Source organism: Paraburkholderia silvatlantica (genome assembly GCF_003096715.1).
In the GTDB taxonomy this organism is placed as follows: domain Bacteria; phylum Pseudomonadota; class Gammaproteobacteria; order Burkholderiales; family Burkholderiaceae; genus Paraburkholderia; species Paraburkholderia silvatlantica.
Genome location: NZ_QEOL01000018.1, coordinates 1 through 19,388 on the forward strand (window position 1 = coordinate 1; position 19,388 = coordinate 19,388).

General features: G+C 64.2%; 17 protein-coding genes and 2 pseudogenes. 7 read left to right on the forward strand and 12 right to left on the reverse strand.

The window, feature by feature from the left end; genetic code table 11:
• Positions 1 to 86 precede the first annotated feature (86 nt).
• Positions 87 to 890, reverse strand: a pseudogene (locus C7411_RS22460) (IS110 family RNA-guided transposase); the annotation flags it as partial.
• A gap of 256 nt (positions 891 to 1,146) precedes the next feature.
• Here C7411_RS22460 and C7411_RS37605 point away from each other — a divergent pair.
• The 3 genes from C7411_RS37605 (at position 1,147) to C7411_RS22470 (ending at position 3,330) form a co-directional block, all read left to right on the forward strand.
• Entirely contained in the window at positions 1,147 to 1,323 is a 177-nt protein-coding gene (locus C7411_RS37605) for a hypothetical protein (RefSeq protein WP_165822864.1), read from the forward strand.
• Between the two features lie 217 nt (positions 1,324 to 1,540).
• Positions 1,541 to 1,765, forward strand: coding sequence for a hypothetical protein (locus C7411_RS22465; protein ID WP_110386258.1), 225 nt, complete (start codon positions 1,541 to 1,543; stop codon positions 1,763 to 1,765).
• Between the two features lie 389 nt (positions 1,766 to 2,154).
• On the forward strand, positions 2,155 to 3,330 hold the full coding sequence (locus C7411_RS22470) for a porin (RefSeq protein ID WP_110386259.1): 1,176 nt from the start codon (positions 2,155 to 2,157) through the stop codon (positions 3,328 to 3,330).
• Positions 3,331 to 3,396: 66 nt separating this feature from the next.
• Here the strand turns inward: C7411_RS22470 and C7411_RS22475 are convergent, their stop codons facing one another.
• From C7411_RS22475 to C7411_RS22495, 5 genes are read right to left on the reverse strand one after another with little or no spacing between them, the layout of a single operon-like run.
• A complete protein-coding gene (locus C7411_RS22475; RefSeq protein ID WP_110386260.1) occupies positions 3,397 to 4,110 on the reverse strand; it encodes a VOC family protein in 714 nt (237 codons plus the stop codon).
• 9 nt (positions 4,111 to 4,119) lie between these two features.
• Positions 4,120 to 4,470 (reverse strand): LysR family transcriptional regulator, encoded by a 351-nt coding sequence (locus C7411_RS22480; protein ID WP_110386261.1) that lies wholly within the window; start codon positions 4,468 to 4,470, stop codon positions 4,120 to 4,122.
• A gap of 54 nt (positions 4,471 to 4,524) precedes the next feature.
• The gene (locus tag C7411_RS22485; RefSeq protein ID WP_110386387.1) at positions 4,525 to 5,307 is read right to left on the reverse strand and encodes an ABC transporter ATP-binding protein; all 783 of its coding nucleotides are present in this window, start codon (positions 5,305 to 5,307) and stop codon (positions 4,525 to 4,527) included.
• Entirely contained in the window at positions 5,307 to 6,218 is a 912-nt protein-coding gene (locus C7411_RS22490) for an ABC transporter permease (protein ID WP_110386262.1), read from the reverse strand. The genes C7411_RS22485 and C7411_RS22490 overlap by 1 nt, the downstream gene beginning before the upstream one ends.
• A 14-nt stretch (positions 6,219 to 6,232) precedes the next feature.
• On the reverse strand, positions 6,233 to 7,276 hold the full coding sequence (locus tag C7411_RS22495; protein ID WP_110386263.1) for an aliphatic sulfonate ABC transporter substrate-binding protein: 1,044 nt from the start codon (positions 7,274 to 7,276) through the stop codon (positions 6,233 to 6,235).
• A 153-nt stretch (positions 7,277 to 7,429) separates the two neighbouring features.
• On the opposite strand from C7411_RS22495, the pseudogene C7411_RS22500 reads away from it, so the two are divergent.
• Positions 7,430 to 7,600 (forward strand): annotated as a pseudogene (locus C7411_RS22500) (acyl-CoA dehydrogenase family protein); the annotation flags it as partial.
• Positions 7,601 to 7,817: 217 nt separating this feature from the next.
• On the opposite strand, the gene C7411_RS22505 reads toward C7411_RS22500, so the two are convergent.
• The 5 genes from C7411_RS22505 to C7411_RS22525 all read right to left on the reverse strand — a co-directional run bounded on the left by C7411_RS22505 (position 7,818) and on the right by C7411_RS22525 (position 14,686).
• Positions 7,818 to 9,161 (reverse strand): LLM class flavin-dependent oxidoreductase, encoded by a 1,344-nt coding sequence (locus C7411_RS22505; protein ID WP_110386388.1) that lies wholly within the window; start codon positions 9,159 to 9,161, stop codon positions 7,818 to 7,820.
• 142 nt (positions 9,162 to 9,303) lie between these two features.
• A complete protein-coding gene (locus C7411_RS22510; RefSeq protein WP_110386264.1) occupies positions 9,304 to 11,007 on the reverse strand; it encodes an ABC transporter ATP-binding protein in 1,704 nt (567 codons plus the stop codon).
• 9 nt (positions 11,008 to 11,016) lie between these two features.
• Positions 11,017 to 11,994, reverse strand: coding sequence for an ABC transporter permease (locus tag C7411_RS22515; RefSeq protein ID WP_110386265.1), 978 nt, complete (start codon positions 11,992 to 11,994; stop codon positions 11,017 to 11,019).
• Positions 11,995 to 12,048: 54 nt separating this feature from the next.
• Positions 12,049 to 13,029, reverse strand: coding sequence for an ABC transporter permease (locus C7411_RS22520; RefSeq protein ID WP_110386266.1), 981 nt, complete (start codon positions 13,027 to 13,029; stop codon positions 12,049 to 12,051).
• Between the two features lie 55 nt (positions 13,030 to 13,084).
• Complete coding sequence (locus tag C7411_RS22525) at positions 13,085 to 14,686, reverse strand: ABC transporter substrate-binding protein (RefSeq protein ID WP_110386267.1); 1,602 nt, start codon at positions 14,684 to 14,686, stop codon at positions 13,085 to 13,087.
• Between the two features lie 308 nt (positions 14,687 to 14,994).
• Between C7411_RS22525 and C7411_RS22530 the strand changes: the two genes are divergently transcribed.
• The gene (locus C7411_RS22530) at positions 14,995 to 16,191 is read left to right on the forward strand and encodes an LLM class flavin-dependent oxidoreductase (RefSeq protein WP_243413299.1); all 1,197 of its coding nucleotides are present in this window, start codon (positions 14,995 to 14,997) and stop codon (positions 16,189 to 16,191) included.
• A 16-nt stretch (positions 16,192 to 16,207) separates the two neighbouring features.
• On the opposite strand, the gene C7411_RS22535 is transcribed toward C7411_RS22530, so the two are convergent.
• Positions 16,208 to 16,405: a hypothetical protein gene (locus C7411_RS22535; protein WP_110386269.1), complete on the reverse strand. Its 198-nt coding sequence runs from the start codon at positions 16,403 to 16,405 to the stop codon at positions 16,208 to 16,210.
• Between the two features lie 206 nt (positions 16,406 to 16,611).
• Between C7411_RS22535 and C7411_RS22540 the strand changes: the two genes are divergently transcribed.
• Together C7411_RS22540 and C7411_RS22545 are read left to right on the forward strand one after the other, a co-directional pair.
• Positions 16,612 to 17,676, forward strand: coding sequence for an ABC transporter substrate-binding protein (locus C7411_RS22540; RefSeq protein ID WP_110386270.1), 1,065 nt, complete (start codon positions 16,612 to 16,614; stop codon positions 17,674 to 17,676).
• A 75-nt stretch (positions 17,677 to 17,751) separates the two neighbouring features.
• Positions 17,752 to 19,347, forward strand: coding sequence for an ABC transporter substrate-binding protein (locus C7411_RS22545; protein WP_110386389.1), 1,596 nt, complete (start codon positions 17,752 to 17,754; stop codon positions 19,345 to 19,347).
• The last annotated feature ends 41 nt before the right edge of the window (positions 19,348 to 19,388 follow it).

The window sequence follows — 19,388 nt, forward strand, 5'->3', positions numbered from 1 at the left end:
CCGCACCGTGCGGCTCTGGCAGACATGCTAACCCGCGTTTGATGCCGCGCGGCAGGCCAGCCTCTACCTCACGGGAGTCATACTGCCTTGCTGATCCCACCGAGCTTGATCTTGCCTCCAGAGCCGTTCTGTCGTGGCACGAGACCCAGATAGGCGGCGAATTCCCGTCCGGAGCGAAATGTCTTTGCCTGTCCGATGACCGATACCGCGGCGGTCGCCGTGAGCACGCCCACGCCCGGAATCTCCGAGATGCGTCTACATGCGTCATCGTTACGGCGCCACTCGAGAATGCGCTGTTCGATCTGTGCGATCTGTTCGTCGAGTGAGCGAAGTCGCGAGAACTGATCCTGCAGACTGTCTGTGAGCATGGCTGGCAACTGGTCGGCCAGTGACGTCAGCGCGACTTTGGCGGCTTCGATCGATGCCCGGCGGCCTTGCGGCAACACGACCCCGAATTCGTAGAGCAGTCCACGAAGCTGGTTGACCTGCATGACGCGAATCCGGACCAGTTGCTGACGTATCCGGTGCAGCGCCAGCATGGCCTGCTGGTCTTCGGTCTTGACGGCCACGAAGCGCATGCCCGGACGCTGGGCCGCTTCCCAGATCGCCGCGGCGTCGGCGGCATCGTTCTTGTTCGACTTCACGAACGGCCGCACGAACTGGGCTGCGATGAGCCGCACGTCGTGGCCAAGCCGCGCCAGGACACGGGCCCAGTGATGGGCGCTGCCGCAGGCTTCCATGACGACACGGCTCGCAGGCCGGTTGGCAAAGAACGGTACGAGCTGGGCGCGTTTGAGCGCCTTGCTGTGAATCGCGCCGGTCTCGGGCTCGACGTAATGAATCTGGAAAACGCGCTTGGCCAGGTCGATGGCAATGGTCGTGGGTTCCATCTGGTTCTCCTTGGCGGCTGGACTGCCGAACCAGCAATGTCGCATGATCTGGATGCGAGTCTGTGGCGTCGGATAGCCCGTTAAGGCGGGAGGCGACCATTCCATCTATTTAGCTGCGAACGCGACATCTTGAAATGGCTACGACATTGACTTGTAGTGGCTAAGTTCAAATGTCCGCTTTTGACCAAGTTCAAATGTCCGATTCCTGCCCTGGTTGACGCGCACGCTCGCGTGAGGCGTCGACCAGGAGCGAACCATGAACGGACGTGAGCGGATCACGGCAAGCATGCGCGAACTCGAGCGGGTCAAGGTCATCGAGGCGGTCATTGAAGGCCGCCTGCGGTGTTTTCAGGCGGCTGAGCGGCTGCGCGCACGCCGGCCATCACCCAGTGAGAGCCTCCACTTCTTGTTCGTCGGCAAAGCTGCGATCTGACGCCAAACCGATACGCGCCGAAGCTGGATCACTGTGCGGTTTGCCCGATCCAGGGCTTTATCCCCCACCTCAGCCAAGAACTTCGGACTAGCAATTGCGCTTCAAGCGCGGGCAACTAAATTTTGCACTTTGGGATCCTAAAAGCTACGAAGATCCCACTCTGGAACGCTGAACATTCCAGTACCAGGGCACGAAGTCGTTCGGATCGGCGAACGACATGGTCCGTTTCGGCAACTTCAAACCGAAGGTCCACTACGCGCTAACCCCGGCGCTCGAGCCCGGCATCGTCTACGTCCAGACGAACGGCCATGTGACCGACACCGCGACCTATGGTGCCGACCCGAAGTGGAGTCAGGTCAACGCACAGGTGATCTATTCGCATTCAAGTCAAACCGATGTCTTCAGCGCGACGAAGCGCAGCTTCTACCAGTGGAGCGCCTGACGCCTGGGACAGCGACGCCCGCACCGTTGTTGAGAGTGACGCGGGCCGGTGCTTTGTCAAACAAAATATGGCGATATGAAAATCATGAATCGATCAAGGCTCATTGAAAAGCCTGTCGCTATCTGCTGCCGTCATTGTTGAGCAACTCGCAACGGTCTCTTCCAGTAATCGCCATTTTTCCGCCTTCGCTCCCAATCAAATATACCGATTCGGAGCCGCATCTCTACCAGGACGCGAGACATAACCAGACTTTCAGCATCGAAGACGGAAAAGAGGAAAGTAAATTTCTCTATCCAATCAGAAACTAAAATAAGAACCGTTAAATAAATGCAAGAAATTTAATTTTCAAATCACTTATTAAGTATAACTTATAAATAAGTAAAAATTATATGCACATCAAGCAACTGAATTTAGAAATTCGCCTGATCGGTGTCGCGATTGCATTCGCAAGTCCCGCCATCCATGCCCAGTCGGTTCGCCTGTCAGGGTCCGTCGACGCCGGTATCGCGTATGTGAGTGACTCGGGCAACGCGAACGGGCATCAAAGCGCGTGGCAAGCGAAGAATGGCGATATCAACATCAGCCGCTGGATCTTGTCCGGCACCGAGCCGCTTAGCAGCGATCTCACTGCGATCTTCACGCTCACCAACGGCTTTTCGGTGATGAACGGCAACGCTGCACAGCAAGGACGGCTATTCGGGTTCCAGGCGTGGATGGGGCTTACTTCGCAGCGTGCGGGCTCCCTCACCATGGGACGCCAGTTCGATGAGGTCGTTCAATTTGTTGAGCCGTTTTCACTCGGTGGAACGTCCTATGGCGGCGCTGGCTTCGCCCACGTCTATGACAACGATAATCTCGACAACTACACCCGGATCAACAATTCGGTCAAATACGTCACGCCTTTACTGGGCGGCGTAAAACTTGGCGCATTGTATGGCTTCTCGAATGCAGGTGGCGAGTTCGCAAACAATCGGGCGTACAGCTTCGGATTCTCGTATCAGTACGGCAACCTCGACACTGGCGCGGGCTACTTTCAGCTCGACCACGCCTCGAATCTTCCCACAGCCAACACGAATGGTGCCGTGCCGGCTGGCGCGCCCTTCAATGCCGAGCGGCAGCGCACCTGGGCAGCTGGGGGGCTTTACCATTTCGGTCGTGGCGGCGCGGGCCTCGTCATTAGCGAAACACGTCTTGACAACGCCACTTCGATCAACAACGTGGCCGATACCGCAATCAGGCTGACGGGTGACGACGTGCGCTTCGACAACGTAGAGGTCAATGTCCGCTACTATGTGACGCTGAACTGGAACGTCTCGGCGGGCTACACGTTCACGCTCGGCCGCTTCGCTACACCGACCGGCGTGCGATATCCAAAATGGCACCAGGCCGGTATCGTTTCCACGTATTTCCTGTCACCGAGCACGGACGTCTACGTCGAGACGATCTATCAACGTGCGAACCAGCTCCAAGGCACCGGCATACAAGGCGCGCAGATCTCAAACTTCTCCCGTGCATCAGGCGCAAACCAACTCGTCGCGGCGATAGGCTTGCGACATCGCTTTTAGGGACGGTCTGCACAACTTGCTTTCTGAGCGCTGAATTTGACACATGGGATCGCTCCAGAGAAGTTGCTACGGGACATGCTGATTCAGGCGCTTTTCAGCATGCCGCAGGAACTGCCGCGGCGACAAGGCGACTGCGCGCCAGTACGGCGTGCGGATCGTGATCGCGCCGTAACGCACCGCGCCAGATGGGACGTGCGCGGCCAGCGCGCCGAAATGCGCGTCGAACGTCGCCCGGCTGTGAGAGACGAGGTCGGAGCCGGGCGCAGACTCGCCAAGCCGCCCGTAGCCTTCCCTTTCCACATCAACGAGATGGAGCGCCGCTAGCGCGTAGCTCCCGTTCACATGATCACGCCAAGTCTCACGGAACACGCATTCGGGCGTCAGGTGCTGGCAAAAATACACGCGGCCACCCGGCAACTGACTCGCGGCGAGGCGCACGGTCACGAAGCGCGCGTCGCCAAAGCCTTCCACCGGCAGCGAGAAATGCTGCTGCGGCGTCGCCTCGAAACCAGCGGCACGCAGATCTTCGAACGTGCGCTGCGGATCGTCGGTACGATAGACGAGCCCGTCCGCGCCGAGTGGGCTGGCCGCAATCTCCGGGCGCGTAGCCGAGCCGTCGGCGGGCAGGCCGGTCAGCTCGAGATGGTGGCCGCCGAACAAGATCGCATGATTGATCGAGCCGAGCGTGTGGTAGCCCCGCGGCGTCACCGTGAAGCCCAGCGCGCGAAACAGCGCTTCGGCCGCGTCGGTGTCGAAGCGCGTGTTGATGATGAGCCGCAAGCCGGGCGCCTACCGAGCGATGCGCGCGAGAACCGGCGGCAAGAACGTGTTCGAGACGTTTTGCGGCGAGCCGATGCGCAGCACGCCGGCCTTCGCGCCGTTGACAACGGATTGAACTGCATCGTCACTGATGCGCAACAGTTCGCGAGCAGGACTGAGCAATTGGAGCGCGCCAGGCGTGAGGAGCTTGTTGCGTCCGTTCTTGCGAAAGAGCGGCACGCCCACGAGTGTCTCGAGCCGATGCATCTGCTGGCTGACCGCCGCCTGACTGCGGCCCGTGCGTACGCCTGAGCTGGCGAAGCTGCGCGCATCGGCCACTGCCACGAAGGTGCCTGGAAGTTCGAGATCCGGATTTTTCATTGCAGCGATATCGAGTCAGATGCGCGCGTGCGTGTGAGCGGCGGCACTGGTTCTTCACCGCGCCAAAGTTTCCAGCCCCTCCAGCAGAATCCTGCGCAACACCGATCGCCCCGCGTCCTCGCGCCGGCGCGGACGTGCGCCGCCCACTTCGAAAATGCGGTTGGCAGGTCGTGCTCGCGCGCCGCCGGCAGGCTCCAGCAAGACGATCCGGTCGGCCAGATGCACAGCCTCATCGATATCGTGCGTGACGACGAGCGCGGCCGTCCGGTGAGCGTCCACGATGGCGAGCAGCAGGTCCTGAAGGCGCATGCGCGTCATCGCGTCGACGGCGCTGAACGGTTCGTCGAGCAACAGCAGTTGCGGCTGCGTGAACAACCCGCGCGCAATCGCCACGCGCTGCGCCATGCCACCCGACAGATGCTTGGGCCAAAGCGCGCCGTCTTCGGCACGCAAGCCGACCTCTTCGAGCAGCGACCTCGCGTGGTTACGCGTGTCGCCGCGAGCACGCTGCGGAAAGCACACGTTATCGGCCACGCGCAGCCATGGCAGCAGGCGCGGCTCCTGAAAGATCACGCCCGCGAGCGGCGACGGCCCGCGCTGTACTTCGCCGTTGTACGAGACGGTGCCGGCGTAGTCGCGATCCAGCCCCGCCGCAATGCGCAGCAACGTACTTTTGCCGCAGCCGCTCGGGCCGAGCAGCGCCACGATCTCGCCGGGCGCGAGCGTGAGCCGCAGGCTGTCAAGAATCGGCCGCTCGCCATAGTGCTTGTGGCGGATGTCGATATCGACGAGGGGTGCGTGTGGCTCGCGTGGCGTGCTGGTCGGCGAAGTGGCCATCATGTGCGCACTCCCTCGACACTCGTATCTCGCCAAGCCAGCACGTGTGCCTCGAGCGCCTTCATTGCGCTGTCGGTGAACTTGCCGAGCAATCCGAGCAGGATGATGGCGCCAAACACGATATCGGGACGGCCCGTCTCGCGGCCGTCGCTGAGCAGATAACCGAGCCCGCGCGTGGCGGCAATCAGCTCGGCCGCGACGACAAACATCCACGAGACCGCCAACCCCGTGCGCAAACCCGTGAAAATATGCGGCAACGCAGCCGGAAGCAAAATGCGAACAAACAAGCGCCACGAAGACAGCCGATATACAGCGCCCAGTTCAACGAGCTTGCGATCGACGTTTCGGACTCCAGATAGCACGCTAAGATGCACCGGAAAGAACGCGCCAATCGCGACGAGTGTGATTTTTGGCGCTTCGTCGATTCCCATCCACAGCAGCAGCACGGGCACCCACGCAAGCGAAGGAATCGCGCGCAGCGCCTGAAAACTCGGATCGAGCAGTGCGTCGAGCCGGCGGCTCAAACCCATGGCCGCGCCAACCACCACCGCGAGCAGCGCGCCACATGCAAACCCGGCTGCCACGCGCGCGGTGCTCTGCACGATGTGCTTGAGCAGGGTTGTACCGCCGAGTTGCCAGAGCGCCTGCGCGATCTCCGAAGGCGCGGGCACGAGATTGTCCGGCAGCACCTGGGCACGCACGAGAACTTCCACGGCAAGCAGGAAGGCGACCGGCAGCAGCACGCCCGCCATGCGCCAGGCGCGCGGCGCCCGCTCTTGCGAAGCGTCCGCTTCCCGCACCGGCGCACTGGCGGGTTGCGTGTCGCCACACGCGGGAGCCTCGGTCCTTCGCCGCGCCGTAATCTCGCTGGACTGCGCCAGCGAGCGTGCAGCCGCTTCTTCCACAGCCATGTCAGCCTGCCTCGTTATTGGTGTTGCGCCGATGACAGCGCCGGCTGTGCCGCCTGCGCGTCGATCAGCGACTCGATCACCTGGTTCAGATCGGTGCCCGGCTTGACCAGTTGCTCCTGGACAAGGATCGGCGCGGCGGCTTCCAGCGCCTTGATCTGTTCCGCACCGGGCTGCGGGTGGCTGAAGTCGTTGCGGCTCAGTTGCAGCTTCGCGACCGCGAGCGACACCTTCGAGTCTTCGGAAACGATTTGGGCCGCCTCGTCGGGGTGCGCGCCAACCCATTCCCGCGCACGTTCATAGACCTTCAGCACGCGCGTGACGGTGTCCGGGTACTGCTTCAGGAACGCTTCGCGCACGTTCAGGAAGCCCCACGTGTTGAAGTTGACGTTGCGGAACAGCAGACGCGCGCCGTTGTCGACTTCCGCGGCTGCCATGTGAGGATCGAGCCCAGCCCAGGCATCGACCTGACCGTTGATCAGCGCCGTGCGGCCATCCGGATGCTGGAGATTGACGATCTCGACGTCATCCTTCGTCAGGCCCACGGTATGCAGTGCGCGAAGCGTGAAGAGGTAGGGGTCGGTGCCCTTCGTGGCGGCAATCTTCTTGCCCTTGAGGTCGGCGAGCGACTTCAGCGGCGAATCCTTGCGCACGACCAGCGCCGTCCACTCCGGGCGCGAGAAGATGTACACGGTCTTGATCGGATTGCCGTTCGCCTTGCCGAGCACGGCCGCGAGGCCCGCAGTCGAGCCGATATCGATGGCGCCGCTATTCAGATACTCCAGTGCGCGGTTGCTGCCGAGGCTCAGCACCCAGCGCACCTGCGTATGATCCGGCGCGAACTCCTGCTCGAGCCAGCCATTGCGTTTGATCACCAGGCTTTCCGGCGAGTAGTACGCGTAGTCGATCTTGAGTTCAGCGGGTGCGGCGGCGGCCGCCCATGCCGGCGCGGCGATTATCGCGACCAGGCCGAGCAGCCACAGCGCGGCCGGCTTGCGCCAGGCGCGCAGCGACTGGCCGATATGCCGCCGCAGCGGCGTCTTCGTCTTCTGGTTCTGCATGTGCTTTCCTTTTTTTGGCGTGTGGCGTGAGGGGCCGCGTGCACCACGCTGCCCACTCATCGAACCAGCCAGCATAGAAAGCACCGCCGCGAAACGGAACCAAGAATCAGTCAGATCGAAAGCAGCGTAATGAATATTCTCGCGCGCTACCTGGGCACCGGCAGCCTCCAAGCGGACCGGATCGACGTGTTCGCGCAGCGCGAAGAAGACGGCAGCGACGTGATCGTGGCCGTGGCGACCGGCCAGCCCGGCGTGCTTCGCGACGACGACTGGGACGGCTTCGGCCAGACGACCACAGGCAGCGGCACCACGCTGTTCCGCGACCTCGGGCCCGGACGCAAGCAGTCCTTCTATCGGCGCGCCGTCCGGACCAATGAAACGCTCGCCAGGCGCGTGGGATCGGTAAAGCCAGGTTTCAGCAGCAGGTCTCGAGTCATCGTGGATCGACGTTCCATGATTGAATCATGGGCACACGGGAATTGCCGTGCGCGACGGCCACTGCCACCACGAATGAATCGATCCAACGATATTCGCGCCGCTGCTAAACGGCATTTTGGCTGACCGGAAAAAACCGGTTCTCGGGCCTCGGCAAGCCAAGATGCTCGCGTAGCGTACTGCCCTGGTACTCGCGACGGAAAATGCCGCGCCGCCGCAACTCGGGCACGACCTTCTCCACGAAGTCGTCGAGGCCCGCGGGCAGATACGGGAACATCACGTTGAAGCCGTCGCTGCCCGCCTCCATCAGCCACTGCTCCATCTCGTCCGCGATCGAATGGGGCGTGCCGACCATTTGCAGGCCTGAGTAACCGCCCACGCGCTGCGCGAGCTGGCGAATCGTCAAGCCCTCGTCGCGCGCCCAGTTCACCACGTGCTGCCGCGCGGTACGGCTTGCATTGCTTTCCGGAATCGCGGGCAGCGGGCCGTCGGGGTCGAAACCGGAAACGTCGTGACCGAGCGCGATCGATAGCGAGGCAATGCCGCTATCGTAGTGCACGAAGCTGTCGAGATGCTCGCGCTTTTCGCGCGCCTCTTCCAGCGAGTCGCCCACCACGACGAACGCGCCGGGCAGGATCTTCAGGTGATCGGGATCGCGGTCCAGCTTTTCCATGCGCGCCTTCACGTCGGCATAGAAACGCTTGCCGGCTTCGAGATTCGGCTGCGCGGTGAAGACCGCCTCGGCCGTTTCGGCCGCGAGTTGCCGCCCGGCCTCCGACGATCCGGCCTGCACCACCACCGGCCAGCCCTGCGGCGGGCGCGCGATATTGAGCGGCCCGCGTACGGAATAGTAGTCACCCTTGTGCGCGAGCACATGGAGTTTCGCCGGATCGAAATACTCGCCGCTCTCCACGTCGCGCACGAAAGCGTCGTCGGCCCAGCTGTCCCAGAGGCCCGTCACGACGTCGAAGAATTCGCGTGCGCGGCGATAACGTTCGTCGTGCTCCACGTGTTCCTCGAGGCCGAAATTGAGTGCTGCGTCCGGATTGGAAGTCGTCACGAGGTTCCACCCGGCGCGGCCGCCGCTCAGATGATCCAGCGACGCAAAGCGGCGCGCGACATGGTACGGCGTGTCGAACGTCGTCGAAACCGTAGCGACGAGCCCGATCTTCTCCGTCACGGCGGCAAGCGCCGACAGCAAGGTGAACGGTTCGAACGAGGTGGCGGTGTGGCTGCGCTTGAGCGCGTTGACCGGCATGTTCAAGACCGCCAGGTGATCGGCCATGAAGAACGCGTCGAAACGCGCACGCTCGAGCGTCTGCGCAAAGCGCTTCAATTGCTCGAAGTTGAAATTCGCGTCGGGGTACGCACCGGGGAAACGCCACGCCCCCGTGTGCAGGCTGACAGGGCGCATGAATGCGCCGAGATTCAACTGTCGGTTACGGTTCATCGCTTCGGCCACCGGTAAACGAAAGTCACAACATACTCCGGTTCGGCAAAATCCGCTGAGGTCCGCTCACCGGGGGCCAAGAAGGACCGTGGATTCTGTAACACGCTCATCAATATCGCGAGCGGGCCATTGCAAAGTGCGTTCAAGCCGCTTCGGCAGTCAGCTCGCGCCCTGGAATAGCGGCGAGCAGCGTGCGCGTATACGGATGCCGGGGCGCGCGCCAGATGTCCTCGTGGTCGCCGCTTTCGATGATCTTGCCCTGCTGCATCACATGTACGCGGTCGGCGACGTAGCGCACGACCGAAAGATCGTGCGAAATAAAAAGCATGGAGAGCCCAAGCTCGCGCTTGAGTTCGACGAGCAGATTGAGGATTTGCGCCTGGATCGAAACGTCCAGCGCCGATACCGGCTCGTCGCAGATCAGCAGCGCTGGTTCGAGCACCAGCGCGCGCGCAATGCCAATACGCTGACGCTGCCCGCCCGAGAATTCATGCGGGAAACGGCCAAGCGCCGCTGCGGGAAGCCCCACGCGTTCCAACGTCGAGCGCACGCGAGTACGGCGCGCTGTCGCGTCTCCCACGCCGTTTACGGCCAGCACGGTTTCGAGAATGTCGCCCACCGTGCGGCGCGGATTGAGCGATGCATAAGGATCCTGAAAGACCATTTGCGCCTTGCGACGCAAAGGCCGCAACGCGCGCTCGCTGAGCGCGACGAGATCGGTTCCCTCGAGCGCGATCGAGCCGCTGGCCACCGGCGTGAGGCGCATGATCGCGCGCGAAAGCGTGGACTTGCCGCAACCCGACTCGCCCACGAGCCCCACCGTCTCGCCGCGCCCAATATCGAACGACACGCCGTCCACGGCGTGATGCGCGGGCGCGCCGTGGCGCTGCGGATACGTCACGCGCAGATCGCGCACAGCGAGCAGCGGCGCGGCGTCCACCACCGGATTGAACGACACCGCGCGTTCGGGCACCGTGCGCGGCACCACCACGAAGCCGCCTTCCTCACCGCGCCGGTCCGAGGTTACCGTGTGGCGGATTTCCGGCAAGGTCCACGAACGGTAGTGCAGATCGTCGGCCAGATTGAGCGAAGCGCTCAGGAGTCCTCGTGTATAGGCGTGACGCGGATACGCGAACAGCTCCGGCGCTGCCGCCTCCTCCACCTTGCGCCCGGCCAGCATCACCGCCACGCGGTCCGCATGGTCGGCCACGACGCCGAGGTCGTGCGTGATGAGCAACAGCGACATCGAAAGCTCGCGGCGCAGCGCGTCTAGCAGTTCGAGAATGCGCGCCTGGATCGTCACATCGAGCGCGGTGGTGGGTTCGTCGGCAATCAGCAAGCGGGGGCGGCAGGCCACCGCCATCGCGATCATCACGCGCTGGCGCTGACCGCCCGAAAGCTCGTGCGGATAGTCGTCGAAGCGGCGCTGTGGTTCGGGAATGCGTACCAGGTCGAGCAGTTCGACGGCGCGCGCGCGTGCGGCCTGGCGCGACAGCGTCTCGTGCTGGCGCAGCGTCTCCACGATCTGCGCGCCAACCGGGAGCACCGGATTGAGCGAGGTCATCGGCTCCTGAAAGATCATCGAGATCTGGCGGCCGCGCAACTCGCGCACCGCCTTGGGCGGCAAGCCCAGCAGTTCGCGCCCCTCGAAGCGCACGCTCCCCGTCACGCGTCCGGGCTCCGCAACGAGTTGCATGAGCGACAGCGCCGTGGCGGATTTGCCGCTGCCCGACTCGCCCACCAGCGCGAGCGTCTCGCCCGCCGCGATGTCGAAGCTCACGCCGCGCACCGCTTCGTGCGCCCCGAAATTCACGCGCAGATCGCGCACTTCAAGCAGTTGGCTCACGTGACACCTTTACGATCGTTGCCGTTGACGCGGATTGAGGGCCTCGTTCAGACCGTCGCCGAGCAGGTTGAGGGCGAGCACCGCGAGCACGATGGCAGCACCTGGAATCGCCGTGAGATACCACGCCGTGCGCAGCGAATCGCGGCCGGAGCCGATCATCGCGCCCCAGCTCACGACGTTCGGGTCGCCCATGCCGAGAAACGACAGCGACGACTCGATCAGGATGGCGCTCGCCACCATCACCGAGGCCGTGACGATCACGGGTGGCAACGCATTGGGCAGGATCTCGCCAAAAATGATGCGCGTGTTGCTGAACCCCTGGCTGCGCGCCGCGAGCACGAAGTCCGAGCGCCGCAACGTGCGGAACTCCGCGCGCACGATGCGTGCGACCGTGGGCCACGAGGCAACGCCGATGGCGAGCGCGATCACCACCACGTTGGGCCGCCCGATCGCCACGAGCACGATCACCAGCAAAAAGGACGGTACGGTCTGGAACAGTTCGGTCACGCGCACCAGTGCGTCATCGATCAGGCCTCCGAAATAGCCGCCAATGGCCCCCACGAGCGTGCCGATCACGAGCCCGATGCCGGCCGAGGCCGCACCGATCAGCAGCGACACGCGCGCGCCATGCGCCACGCCCGCTGCCACATCGCGCCCGAGCGAGTCGGTGCCAAGCCGGAATTGCGGGTCGCTGCCCGGCCACTCGAACGGGCCGCCCACCATGTCGAGCGGGTCGCCCGGATAAAGTCGCGGTGCGAGCACCGCAAGCAGCACGAACGCGGCGAGCAGCACGAGACCGGCACACGCTGAAGGATTGCGCAACAGCGCGCGCCAGAAAGCGCGACCGCCGCGCCGCGCGGCTGCACCATCGGCATCGCCGCCGTGGCGGCCAAGCAGCGCGAACGCCAGTTGACGGCGCCATGACGAACCCTGGCTCGCGGCCGCATGCTGCGCCTGAACCGGCAGATCCGGCGATTCGAAACTCATTGAGATTCCTCCGTGAATGAGTCGGCGAGGCTCCGCTCCGGTGATGCAACCGATTCAACCTACGCGCGGATCGAGCCACGCCTGTAGCAGATCGACAAGAACGTTCGCGGCGATAACGAGCAGCGACGACAGCAGCAGCACGCCCAGCAGCACGCTGAAGTCGCGCGCCAGCACCGCATCGAGCGCAAGGCGGCCGAGTCCCGGCCAACTGAATACCGTCTCCGTCACAGCCGCGCCGCCCAGCAGCGTGCCGAAATGCAACCCCACGAGCGTGGTGAGCGGCATCAGCGCGTTGCGCAACACGTGCCGCACCGTCACGCGCCACGGACTCAGCCCCTTGGCCTGCGCCGTGCGCACGAAATCCTGACGCTGCACTTCGATCATCGCCGCGCGCGTGATGCGCGCGTAGATCGCCACGAAGAAGGTGGCGAGCGTCGCCGCCGGCAGCAGCACATGCCTCGCGATATCGGCGGCATAAGCAAAGCCGTGCAGGTTGGCGCCGATCGTGACGTTGCCGCCGCTCGGCAGCCAGCCCAGCCGCACCGCGAACAGAATGATGGCGAGCAGGCCGATCCAGAAGCCCGGCGTCGAATAGAACAGCAGCGCGAACACCGAGAGCACGCGGTCCGGCCACTTGCCCGCCCAGTGCGCCATCACGGCGCCCAACACGACGCCCGCGACGAGCGCGAGCGAAAGCGCCACGCCCATCAGCAGCAAGGTGTTGGGCAGCCGCGAGAGGATCAGTTGCATCACGGGCATGTCGTAGCGCGGCGAATAGCCGAGGCTGAAATGCGCGAGATGCTTCAGATACGTCCATAGCTGCACGAGCACGGGCTGATCGAGCCCGAACTTCGCGCGCAGCAGGGTCATCGTTTCCGTCGTCGCGGAGCCGGCTTCACCGGCGATCACGTCGGCGGCGTCGCCCGGCATCAGCTTGAGCAGGAAGAAGTTGAGAATCACGATGCCGAGCACCGTGGGCAGCGCCTGCCAGGCGGTGCGGCGCAGGATCGTTTGCCAGCGGGCGCTTCGGCTCATCGTCGGGCTCCGTTACTCGTTGATGCGCATTTCAGCACGCAGTTCGGCACGCATTTCAGGCACTCAGCCAGACATCGGCGAAGTTGCCCTCCAGGCCCTGCGCGCTCACCGTGTGATCGTGCACGCGGCGGTTCGCGAGCGTGACCATGCGCGGCGCGACGAGGTTGAGGATCGGCAGATCGCGATAAACGGTCTGCTGGAACTGCTTGTAGAGGACCACGCGGCGGTTTTCGTCGATCTCGACCGAGGCGGCTTCGAGCAGACGGTCCGCTTCCGGGCTGCTGTAATGCGGCGCGTTCGAGAACGGCACGCCGGGGCGGATATTCTTCGACCAATAAAGACGCTGCACGCCTACGGCCGGATCGAACAGCGTGTTCACGCCGATACTCGTGAAATCGAACTGGCGGTCGGCATAGACGCGCTTGAGGAACGACGGCAAATCCTGCGAGCGGACCGTGACGTCGATACCCACGCGCGCAAGCGCCGACTTCACATAGCCCGCCTGGCGCTGGTACAAGTCGCCGTACGGCAGGTAATCGTGGGTCAGCTTGAAGCGCACGCCGTCCGCGCCGCGCGGCTTGCCTGCTGCGTCGAGCAGCGCCTCCGCCGCCTGCGGATCGAACGCGTAAGGCGCGAGCTGTGCGTCGTGATACGGCGAAGCGGGCGTGATGGGCGTGGGCGAGACGTCGGCGTAACCATAGGCCACCGTCTTTTGCACGACCTGCGGGTTGATCGCGTGCGCAATGGCCTGGCGCACGCGCTGGTCCTTGAGCACCGGATGATCGAGATTGAAGTCGATCTCCGCGAGCGGTTCGAGAAAGCGGTAGCCGCGCGTTTCCGTCGTAAGCTGCGGCAGTTGCGTGAGGCGCGGCAGGTCGGTGAGCGGCACCGGGTTCTCGCCGCCCAGATCGAGCGCGCCGGTTTCGAACGCCGCCGAGCGCGCGGCCGGATCGGGAATGACCTTGTAGACGAGCGCGTCGATATACGGCTTGCCCGTGTCCCAGTAGTCGGGATTGCGTTCGTAGACGATGCTCGCGCCGCGCGTCCACGACTTGAAGCGAAACGGCCCGGTGCCGACCGGTGCGTTGTTGTGCGGGTTGGTGAGCGGATCGCCCGTGGCGTACAGATGCTTCGGCACGATCGGCGACTCGCCAGCCGAAAGCGCCTTGATGAGAAATGGCGCGGGCTTCGACAATTCGATGATGGCCGTATTCGCGTCGGGCGTCTGTACCTTCGTCACGTTCGCAAAGGTGCTGCGCCCGCGCGGGTGAATCGCCCTGAGCAGTTCCACCGAGAACGCCACGTCGGCGGACGTGAACAGCTGGCCGTCGTGCCAGCGCACGTTCGGCCGCAGCTTGAACGTGTAGCGCAAACCATCGGGACTCACGGTCCACGCGGTCGCGAGTTGCGGCTGCGGGCGCAGGTCGAAGTCATAGGCGAGCAGCCCTTCCAGCACCTTCGAGCTCGCGGCGAGCGCCGGTCCCGTGGTCTGGAAGATCGACACCAGCACCGGCGGCTCGGGATTGATCAATACGTTCAGCGTGCCGCCGCGCTTGCGCGCGACGGCACCCTGGGCGCGGGCAAGCGCGGGAAGCCCCGCCGTGGCGGCGGCCGCGCCGCTTGCAACAAGAAATGCTCGACGGGTCAAACGTGACATGCTGATGCGTTCCGATTTCGATGAGGCCGGGCGTGGCGATCTGCCAGAGCCGGTAAATTCGAGCTGTGGCGACAGATCTGCAATCGTAGCAACGGCCCTCTCACGCGCTAACCAAGCGATGCTGCTAACCATATGACCCGGCGCGCCCAACGGTAAAAGCGGCAACGCGGCGCCTCAATTGGAAAGCAGAAAAGCTTCTTTGTTATTCGCGCGCGCGGCGTGTTTAATCCATCGATCCACCCGCAAGGCGCCCCGCGCCGCAACGAACCTCCAAGGTGTCCGTCTTGAGCGAAACTTCCGTGGCTCCCGTGGCGCAGCCGCACGCATCGTCTGCCGTTTCTTCCCGCACATCGACGCCCTTCGTTCCCGTGGCCTCTCCCGCCGCCTTTGCCGACAGCCCGGCGGCGCGCGCCTTCGCGCAGCCGCTCATGCTGGGCCTGTTCCTGCCGATACAGGCGGGCGGCTGGAGCGCCTCCACGCTGCCACGCAGCACGGACTGGTCGTTCGACTACAATGCCGCGCTCGTGCAGAAGTGCGAAGCGCTCGGCTTCGATCTCGTCTTCGCCCTGTCGCAATGGCTGCCGAAAGGCGGTTATGGCGGCGTATTCGACGGCCAGGCGCTCGACTCCTTCATGACGCTGGCCGCGCTCACCGCACGCACCGAGCGCATCATTCTCGCCGCCACGACCCATGTGCTCTACGGGCCATGGCACCCGCTGCACTTCGCGAAGTTCACGGCCACGCTGGACCACATCTCGCGCGGCCGCTGGGGCATCAACGTGGTCACGGGGCACCGCGCGGTCGAGCACGAGATGTTCGGCTGGAATCGTATCGAGCACGACCGGCGTTATGACATGGCGGCCGAATTCCTCGACGCCGTTCAACAGTTGTGGGCGCAACCGGATAACTTCAGTTTCGAACCGGAACTTTCAAGCTGGCGACTGCAAGGCGCGTTCGTCACGCCCAAGCCGCGCTACGGACGCCCGCTGCTCATCAATGCGACGGGGTCCGACGCGGGCATCGATTTTGCGGCCCGCTACTCCGACGTGGTGTTCATCACGAGCCCGGCGGGCCCGCAGATCGATCGCGCGCTGGAGGCGTTGCCCGCGCACACCGCGCGCGTGAAGGCCGCCGCGCGCGCGTATGGGCGCGAGGTGCGCACGCTGATCAATCCGATGGTGATCTGCCGCGAAACGTCCGCCGAGGCGCACGCCTATCACGACGCCATCGTCGCGCACGCCGACGAAGGGAGCTTTCATCGCTTCGACAGCGACGCGCATGCGTGGCGCGGCGGTTTCGAGGATCGTGCGAAGGCGGCCTCGCGCGCGGTGGGCGGCAACATCACGATCGTGGGCTCGCCCGAAGAGGTGGCCGGGAAGATCGTCGAGTTGCACGAGGCGGGTATCGACGGCGTGCAGTTGAGTTTCTTCGATTTCCAGCCCGACCTCGACTTCTTCGGCGAGCGTGTGCTGCCTTTGCTGCACGAAGCCGGTCTGCGCCGCTAAGCGCAGGTTGCAGCAGTTACAGATTCGCGGCCTCGCCCTTGAACCAGTGCTCGATATCGTCTGCGACTTGCTCAGGTATCCAGACGATCAGGCGATGCCCGCCCCCCCGCACGCGAGTGACCGGATCAACTCGCGCACCGTGTGGCCGCCGCGCCTCGGCCTCGGTCGCGCCGATGATGGTCGTGAGGCCCGCGCCTAACCACGGATTTCGCATTTTGTCATTCGCCTGTCTGCGTTGGTCTGCATTACGTACAGTCTAGCAGCACGACATTGCCGCACAAGCAAACCACGCCTACGCATGGACCGATTTCACTTTTCGTTCTTTGACCCTGCGGCAAGCGCTTGCCGATAATCGTCTGCTCCATGCTGCCCGCGCCGGACGTCGTGCGCGCAGCGCCCACTCGCGACCCAGGAATCATCATGACGCTTCTCTGGTACACCCGTTGCCCCGCGCCGACGCCATTCGGCATTGCCGCGCAGCAAGGCTTGCTGCAAGAAGAATTTGCCGCCGACGGCATCGAAGTGAAGGCGTTGCAGGACGCCGACGACCCTGCGATCCGTCGCTCGCATTTCACGCACACGCAGCCGTGGTCGTTTCGGCAGGGCGGCAACATACCGGCGCTGTGGGCGCGCGCGCAAGGCAGCGACACGCGGCTCATCGGCATAAGCTGGGTCGACGAGTTCCAGGCTCTCATCACGCTCGATCCGCACCTTAAGGCAACGCGTGCTTCGCTAGCCGGGCGTCGCCTCGGATTGCCGATCAATACGGCCGCCGAAGTAGTCGATTTTCATCGCGCCACCGCGCTGCGCGGTTTCCACACGCTGCTCGAAGCCATCGGCGCCTCGCCAGCCGACGTCCAGCTTGTCGATTTGCCGCACGCGCCCCGTGGCCTCGCCCATGCGAAGGCCCACGACGCCGCGCCGCTCGCCGAGTGGCTCGATACGCAACGCGCCCACGAATTTTCGCGCGAGGCGGCGGCGCTCCTGCGCGGCGAAGCCGACGTGGTGTTCGTCAAGGGCGCGACGGGTCTGGACATCGCCAACGTCCTCGGCGCGCGCGTGCTGATCGACATCAGCGCGCATCCCGACCGCCGCGCGCACGCGAACAACGGCACGCCACGGCCGCTCACGGTCGATGCGCAATTGCTGCGCGAACGGCCCGACCTCGTCGAACGCGTGCTCGCGCGCACACTCGACGTCGCCGCGTGGGCGGGCGCGCACCCCGGCGAGGTCACGCGCTATGTCGGGCGCGAAGTGCGCAGCGCCGAGCACTGGGTCACGCGCGCCTATCCGGCCGGGCTGCACCGGCAACTGGGAATCGGCCTCGATGCCGCTGCGCTCGACGCGCTGGAGCACTTCAAGCACTTCCTTTTCGAGCACGGATTCATCCCGACCGATTTCGACTTCGCACGATGGGTCGAGCCCGCACCGCTCGAAGCGGCGCTCGCGCGTCACGCGCAGCGCGCCGCCGCAATCGCCGCCTAATTCGATCCATCGACAACACTCATGAAGCGCCGCCTGCCGGCGCGCCTTTTTCCGCTGACCGCCTTAGCCGAACCGATGATTCCTGCCCTCCTGCTCACGGCGCGCCGCCGTGTCTTCCTGATGCTCATGGTCGCGGCGAGCGTACTCGCGCACGTGGCCGCGCATGCGCAAACGCGCGGCGGCACGCTCAATTTCGTGGTGACGCCTGAGCCGACGTCGCTTGTGGATGTCGCGACGACCGCCGTGAATGTCCTCAAGGTCAGCCCGAAAGTGATCGAAGGGCTGCTCGATTACGACTTCGACCTGAAGCCCAAGCCGCTGCTCGCCACCTCATGGGAAATCGAGGATGGCGGCCGCCGTTATGTGTTTCATCTGCGGCACGGCGTGAAATGGCATGACGGCGCGCCGTTCACGTCGGCGGACGCGGCGTGGTCCATCGAAGCCCTGCGCAAGGTGCATCCGCGCGCGCGCACGACGTTCGCAAACGTGAGCGCCATCGCCACGCCCGATCCCTATACGGTCGTCCTCACGCTCAGCGAGCCCGCGCCGTGGCTGATCCGCGCGTTCTCGGCTTCGGAAACGCCGATCCTGCCCAGGCACCTCTACGAGGGCAAGGACGTCCTCGCCAATCCGGCCAACAACGCGCCCATCGGCACCGGACCGTTCCGCTTCGTCAAATGGGTGCGCGGCAGCTACATCGAATATGCGCGCAACGACGACTACTGGAACGCCGGCAAGCCGTATCTGGACCGCATCATCGTCAAGATCATCGCCGACCCGGCTGCCCGCGCGGTGGCATTCGAGGACGGTTCGGTCGATATCGGCGGCGATACGCCCGTGCCGCTCGCCGACCTCGATCGCCTGAAGGCCAATCCGAAACTCGGCATCGAAACGCGCGGCTACGAATTCCAGGCGGGCGTGCAGCGCATCGAGTTCAATCTTGACAATCCCGTGCTCAAGCAGTTGAAGGTGCGCCAGGCGATTGCCTCGGCCATCGACCGCGAGGTGATCCGCAAGATCATCTACTACGGTTATGCCACGCCGACCGCGAGTCCGCTGATGCCGTCGAACCCCTACTACGACGCGACGCCCTCGCCCTATCCGTTCGACATCGCGCGCGCGAACCGCCTGCTCGACGAGGCCGGTTATCCGCGCAAGGCGGACGGCACGCGCTTCGCGCTCACGCTCGACCCGCTGCCTATCGGCGACCTGCCCGCACGCACGGGCGAGTACATCAAGTCGGCGCTCGCGCGCGTGGGAATCGCCGTGACGATCCGCAATCAGGATCTCGCCGCTTATCTGAAACGTGTCTACACCGACCGGCAGTTCGATTTCACGGCGAACGGCATGAGCAATCTGTTCGATCCGGTAGTGGGCGTGGCGCGTCTGTACACGACCGACAACTTCCGCCCTGGCGTGCCCTTCACCAACGGCTCGCACTACAGCAACCCGCAAATCGACAGCCTCTTTGCGCAAGCTGCGCGAGAAAGCGACGATACGAAGCGCAAGCAGCAGTTCGCACAAATCCAGCGCATTCTGGAGCGCGACCTGCCCGACCTGAATCTCGTCTCGCCGCAATGGGTCACGCTCGCCGCGAAACGCGTGCACGACCACACCATTTCACCCGACGGCACGGCCGCGAGTTTCGCCGATGTCTGGCTTTCGCACTAAGCGTGCACACGTCACGTTGCTTGAACGACTCAAGGAAAATT

Coding starts and splice junctions, on each gene's coding strand:
- C7411_RS22495 (WP_110386263.1), bottom strand. CDS start 7,276: ATGCAGAACCAGAAGACGAAGACGCCGCTGCGGCGGCATATCGGCCAG.
- C7411_RS22520 (WP_110386266.1), bottom strand. CDS start 13,029: ATGAGCCGAAGCGCCCGCTGGCAAACGATCCTGCGCCGCACCGCCTGG.
- C7411_RS37605 (WP_165822864.1), top strand. CDS start 1,147: ATGAACGGACGTGAGCGGATCACGGCAAGCATGCGCGAACTCGAGCGG.
- C7411_RS22480 (WP_110386261.1), bottom strand. CDS start 4,470: ATGAAAAATCCGGATCTCGAACTTCCAGGCACCTTCGTGGCAGTGGCC.
- C7411_RS22525 (WP_110386267.1), bottom strand. CDS start 14,686: ATGTCACGTTTGACCCGTCGAGCATTTCTTGTTGCAAGCGGCGCGGCC.
- C7411_RS22540 (WP_110386270.1), top strand. CDS start 16,612: ATGACGCTTCTCTGGTACACCCGTTGCCCCGCGCCGACGCCATTCGGC.
- C7411_RS22545 (WP_110386389.1), top strand. CDS start 17,752: ATGATTCCTGCCCTCCTGCTCACGGCGCGCCGCCGTGTCTTCCTGATG.
- C7411_RS22465 (WP_110386258.1), top strand. CDS start 1,541: ATGGTCCGTTTCGGCAACTTCAAACCGAAGGTCCACTACGCGCTAACC.
- C7411_RS22485 (WP_110386387.1), bottom strand. CDS start 5,307: ATGGCCACTTCGCCGACCAGCACGCCACGCGAGCCACACGCACCCCTC.
- C7411_RS22470 (WP_110386259.1), top strand. CDS start 2,155: ATGCACATCAAGCAACTGAATTTAGAAATTCGCCTGATCGGTGTCGCG.
- C7411_RS22505 (WP_110386388.1), bottom strand. CDS start 9,161: ATGAACCGTAACCGACAGTTGAATCTCGGCGCATTCATGCGCCCTGTC.
- C7411_RS22490 (WP_110386262.1), bottom strand. CDS start 6,218: ATGGCTGTGGAAGAAGCGGCTGCACGCTCGCTGGCGCAGTCCAGCGAG.
- C7411_RS22535 (WP_110386269.1), bottom strand. CDS start 16,405: ATGCGAAATCCGTGGTTAGGCGCGGGCCTCACGACCATCATCGGCGCG.
- C7411_RS22515 (WP_110386265.1), bottom strand. CDS start 11,994: ATGAGTTTCGAATCGCCGGATCTGCCGGTTCAGGCGCAGCATGCGGCC.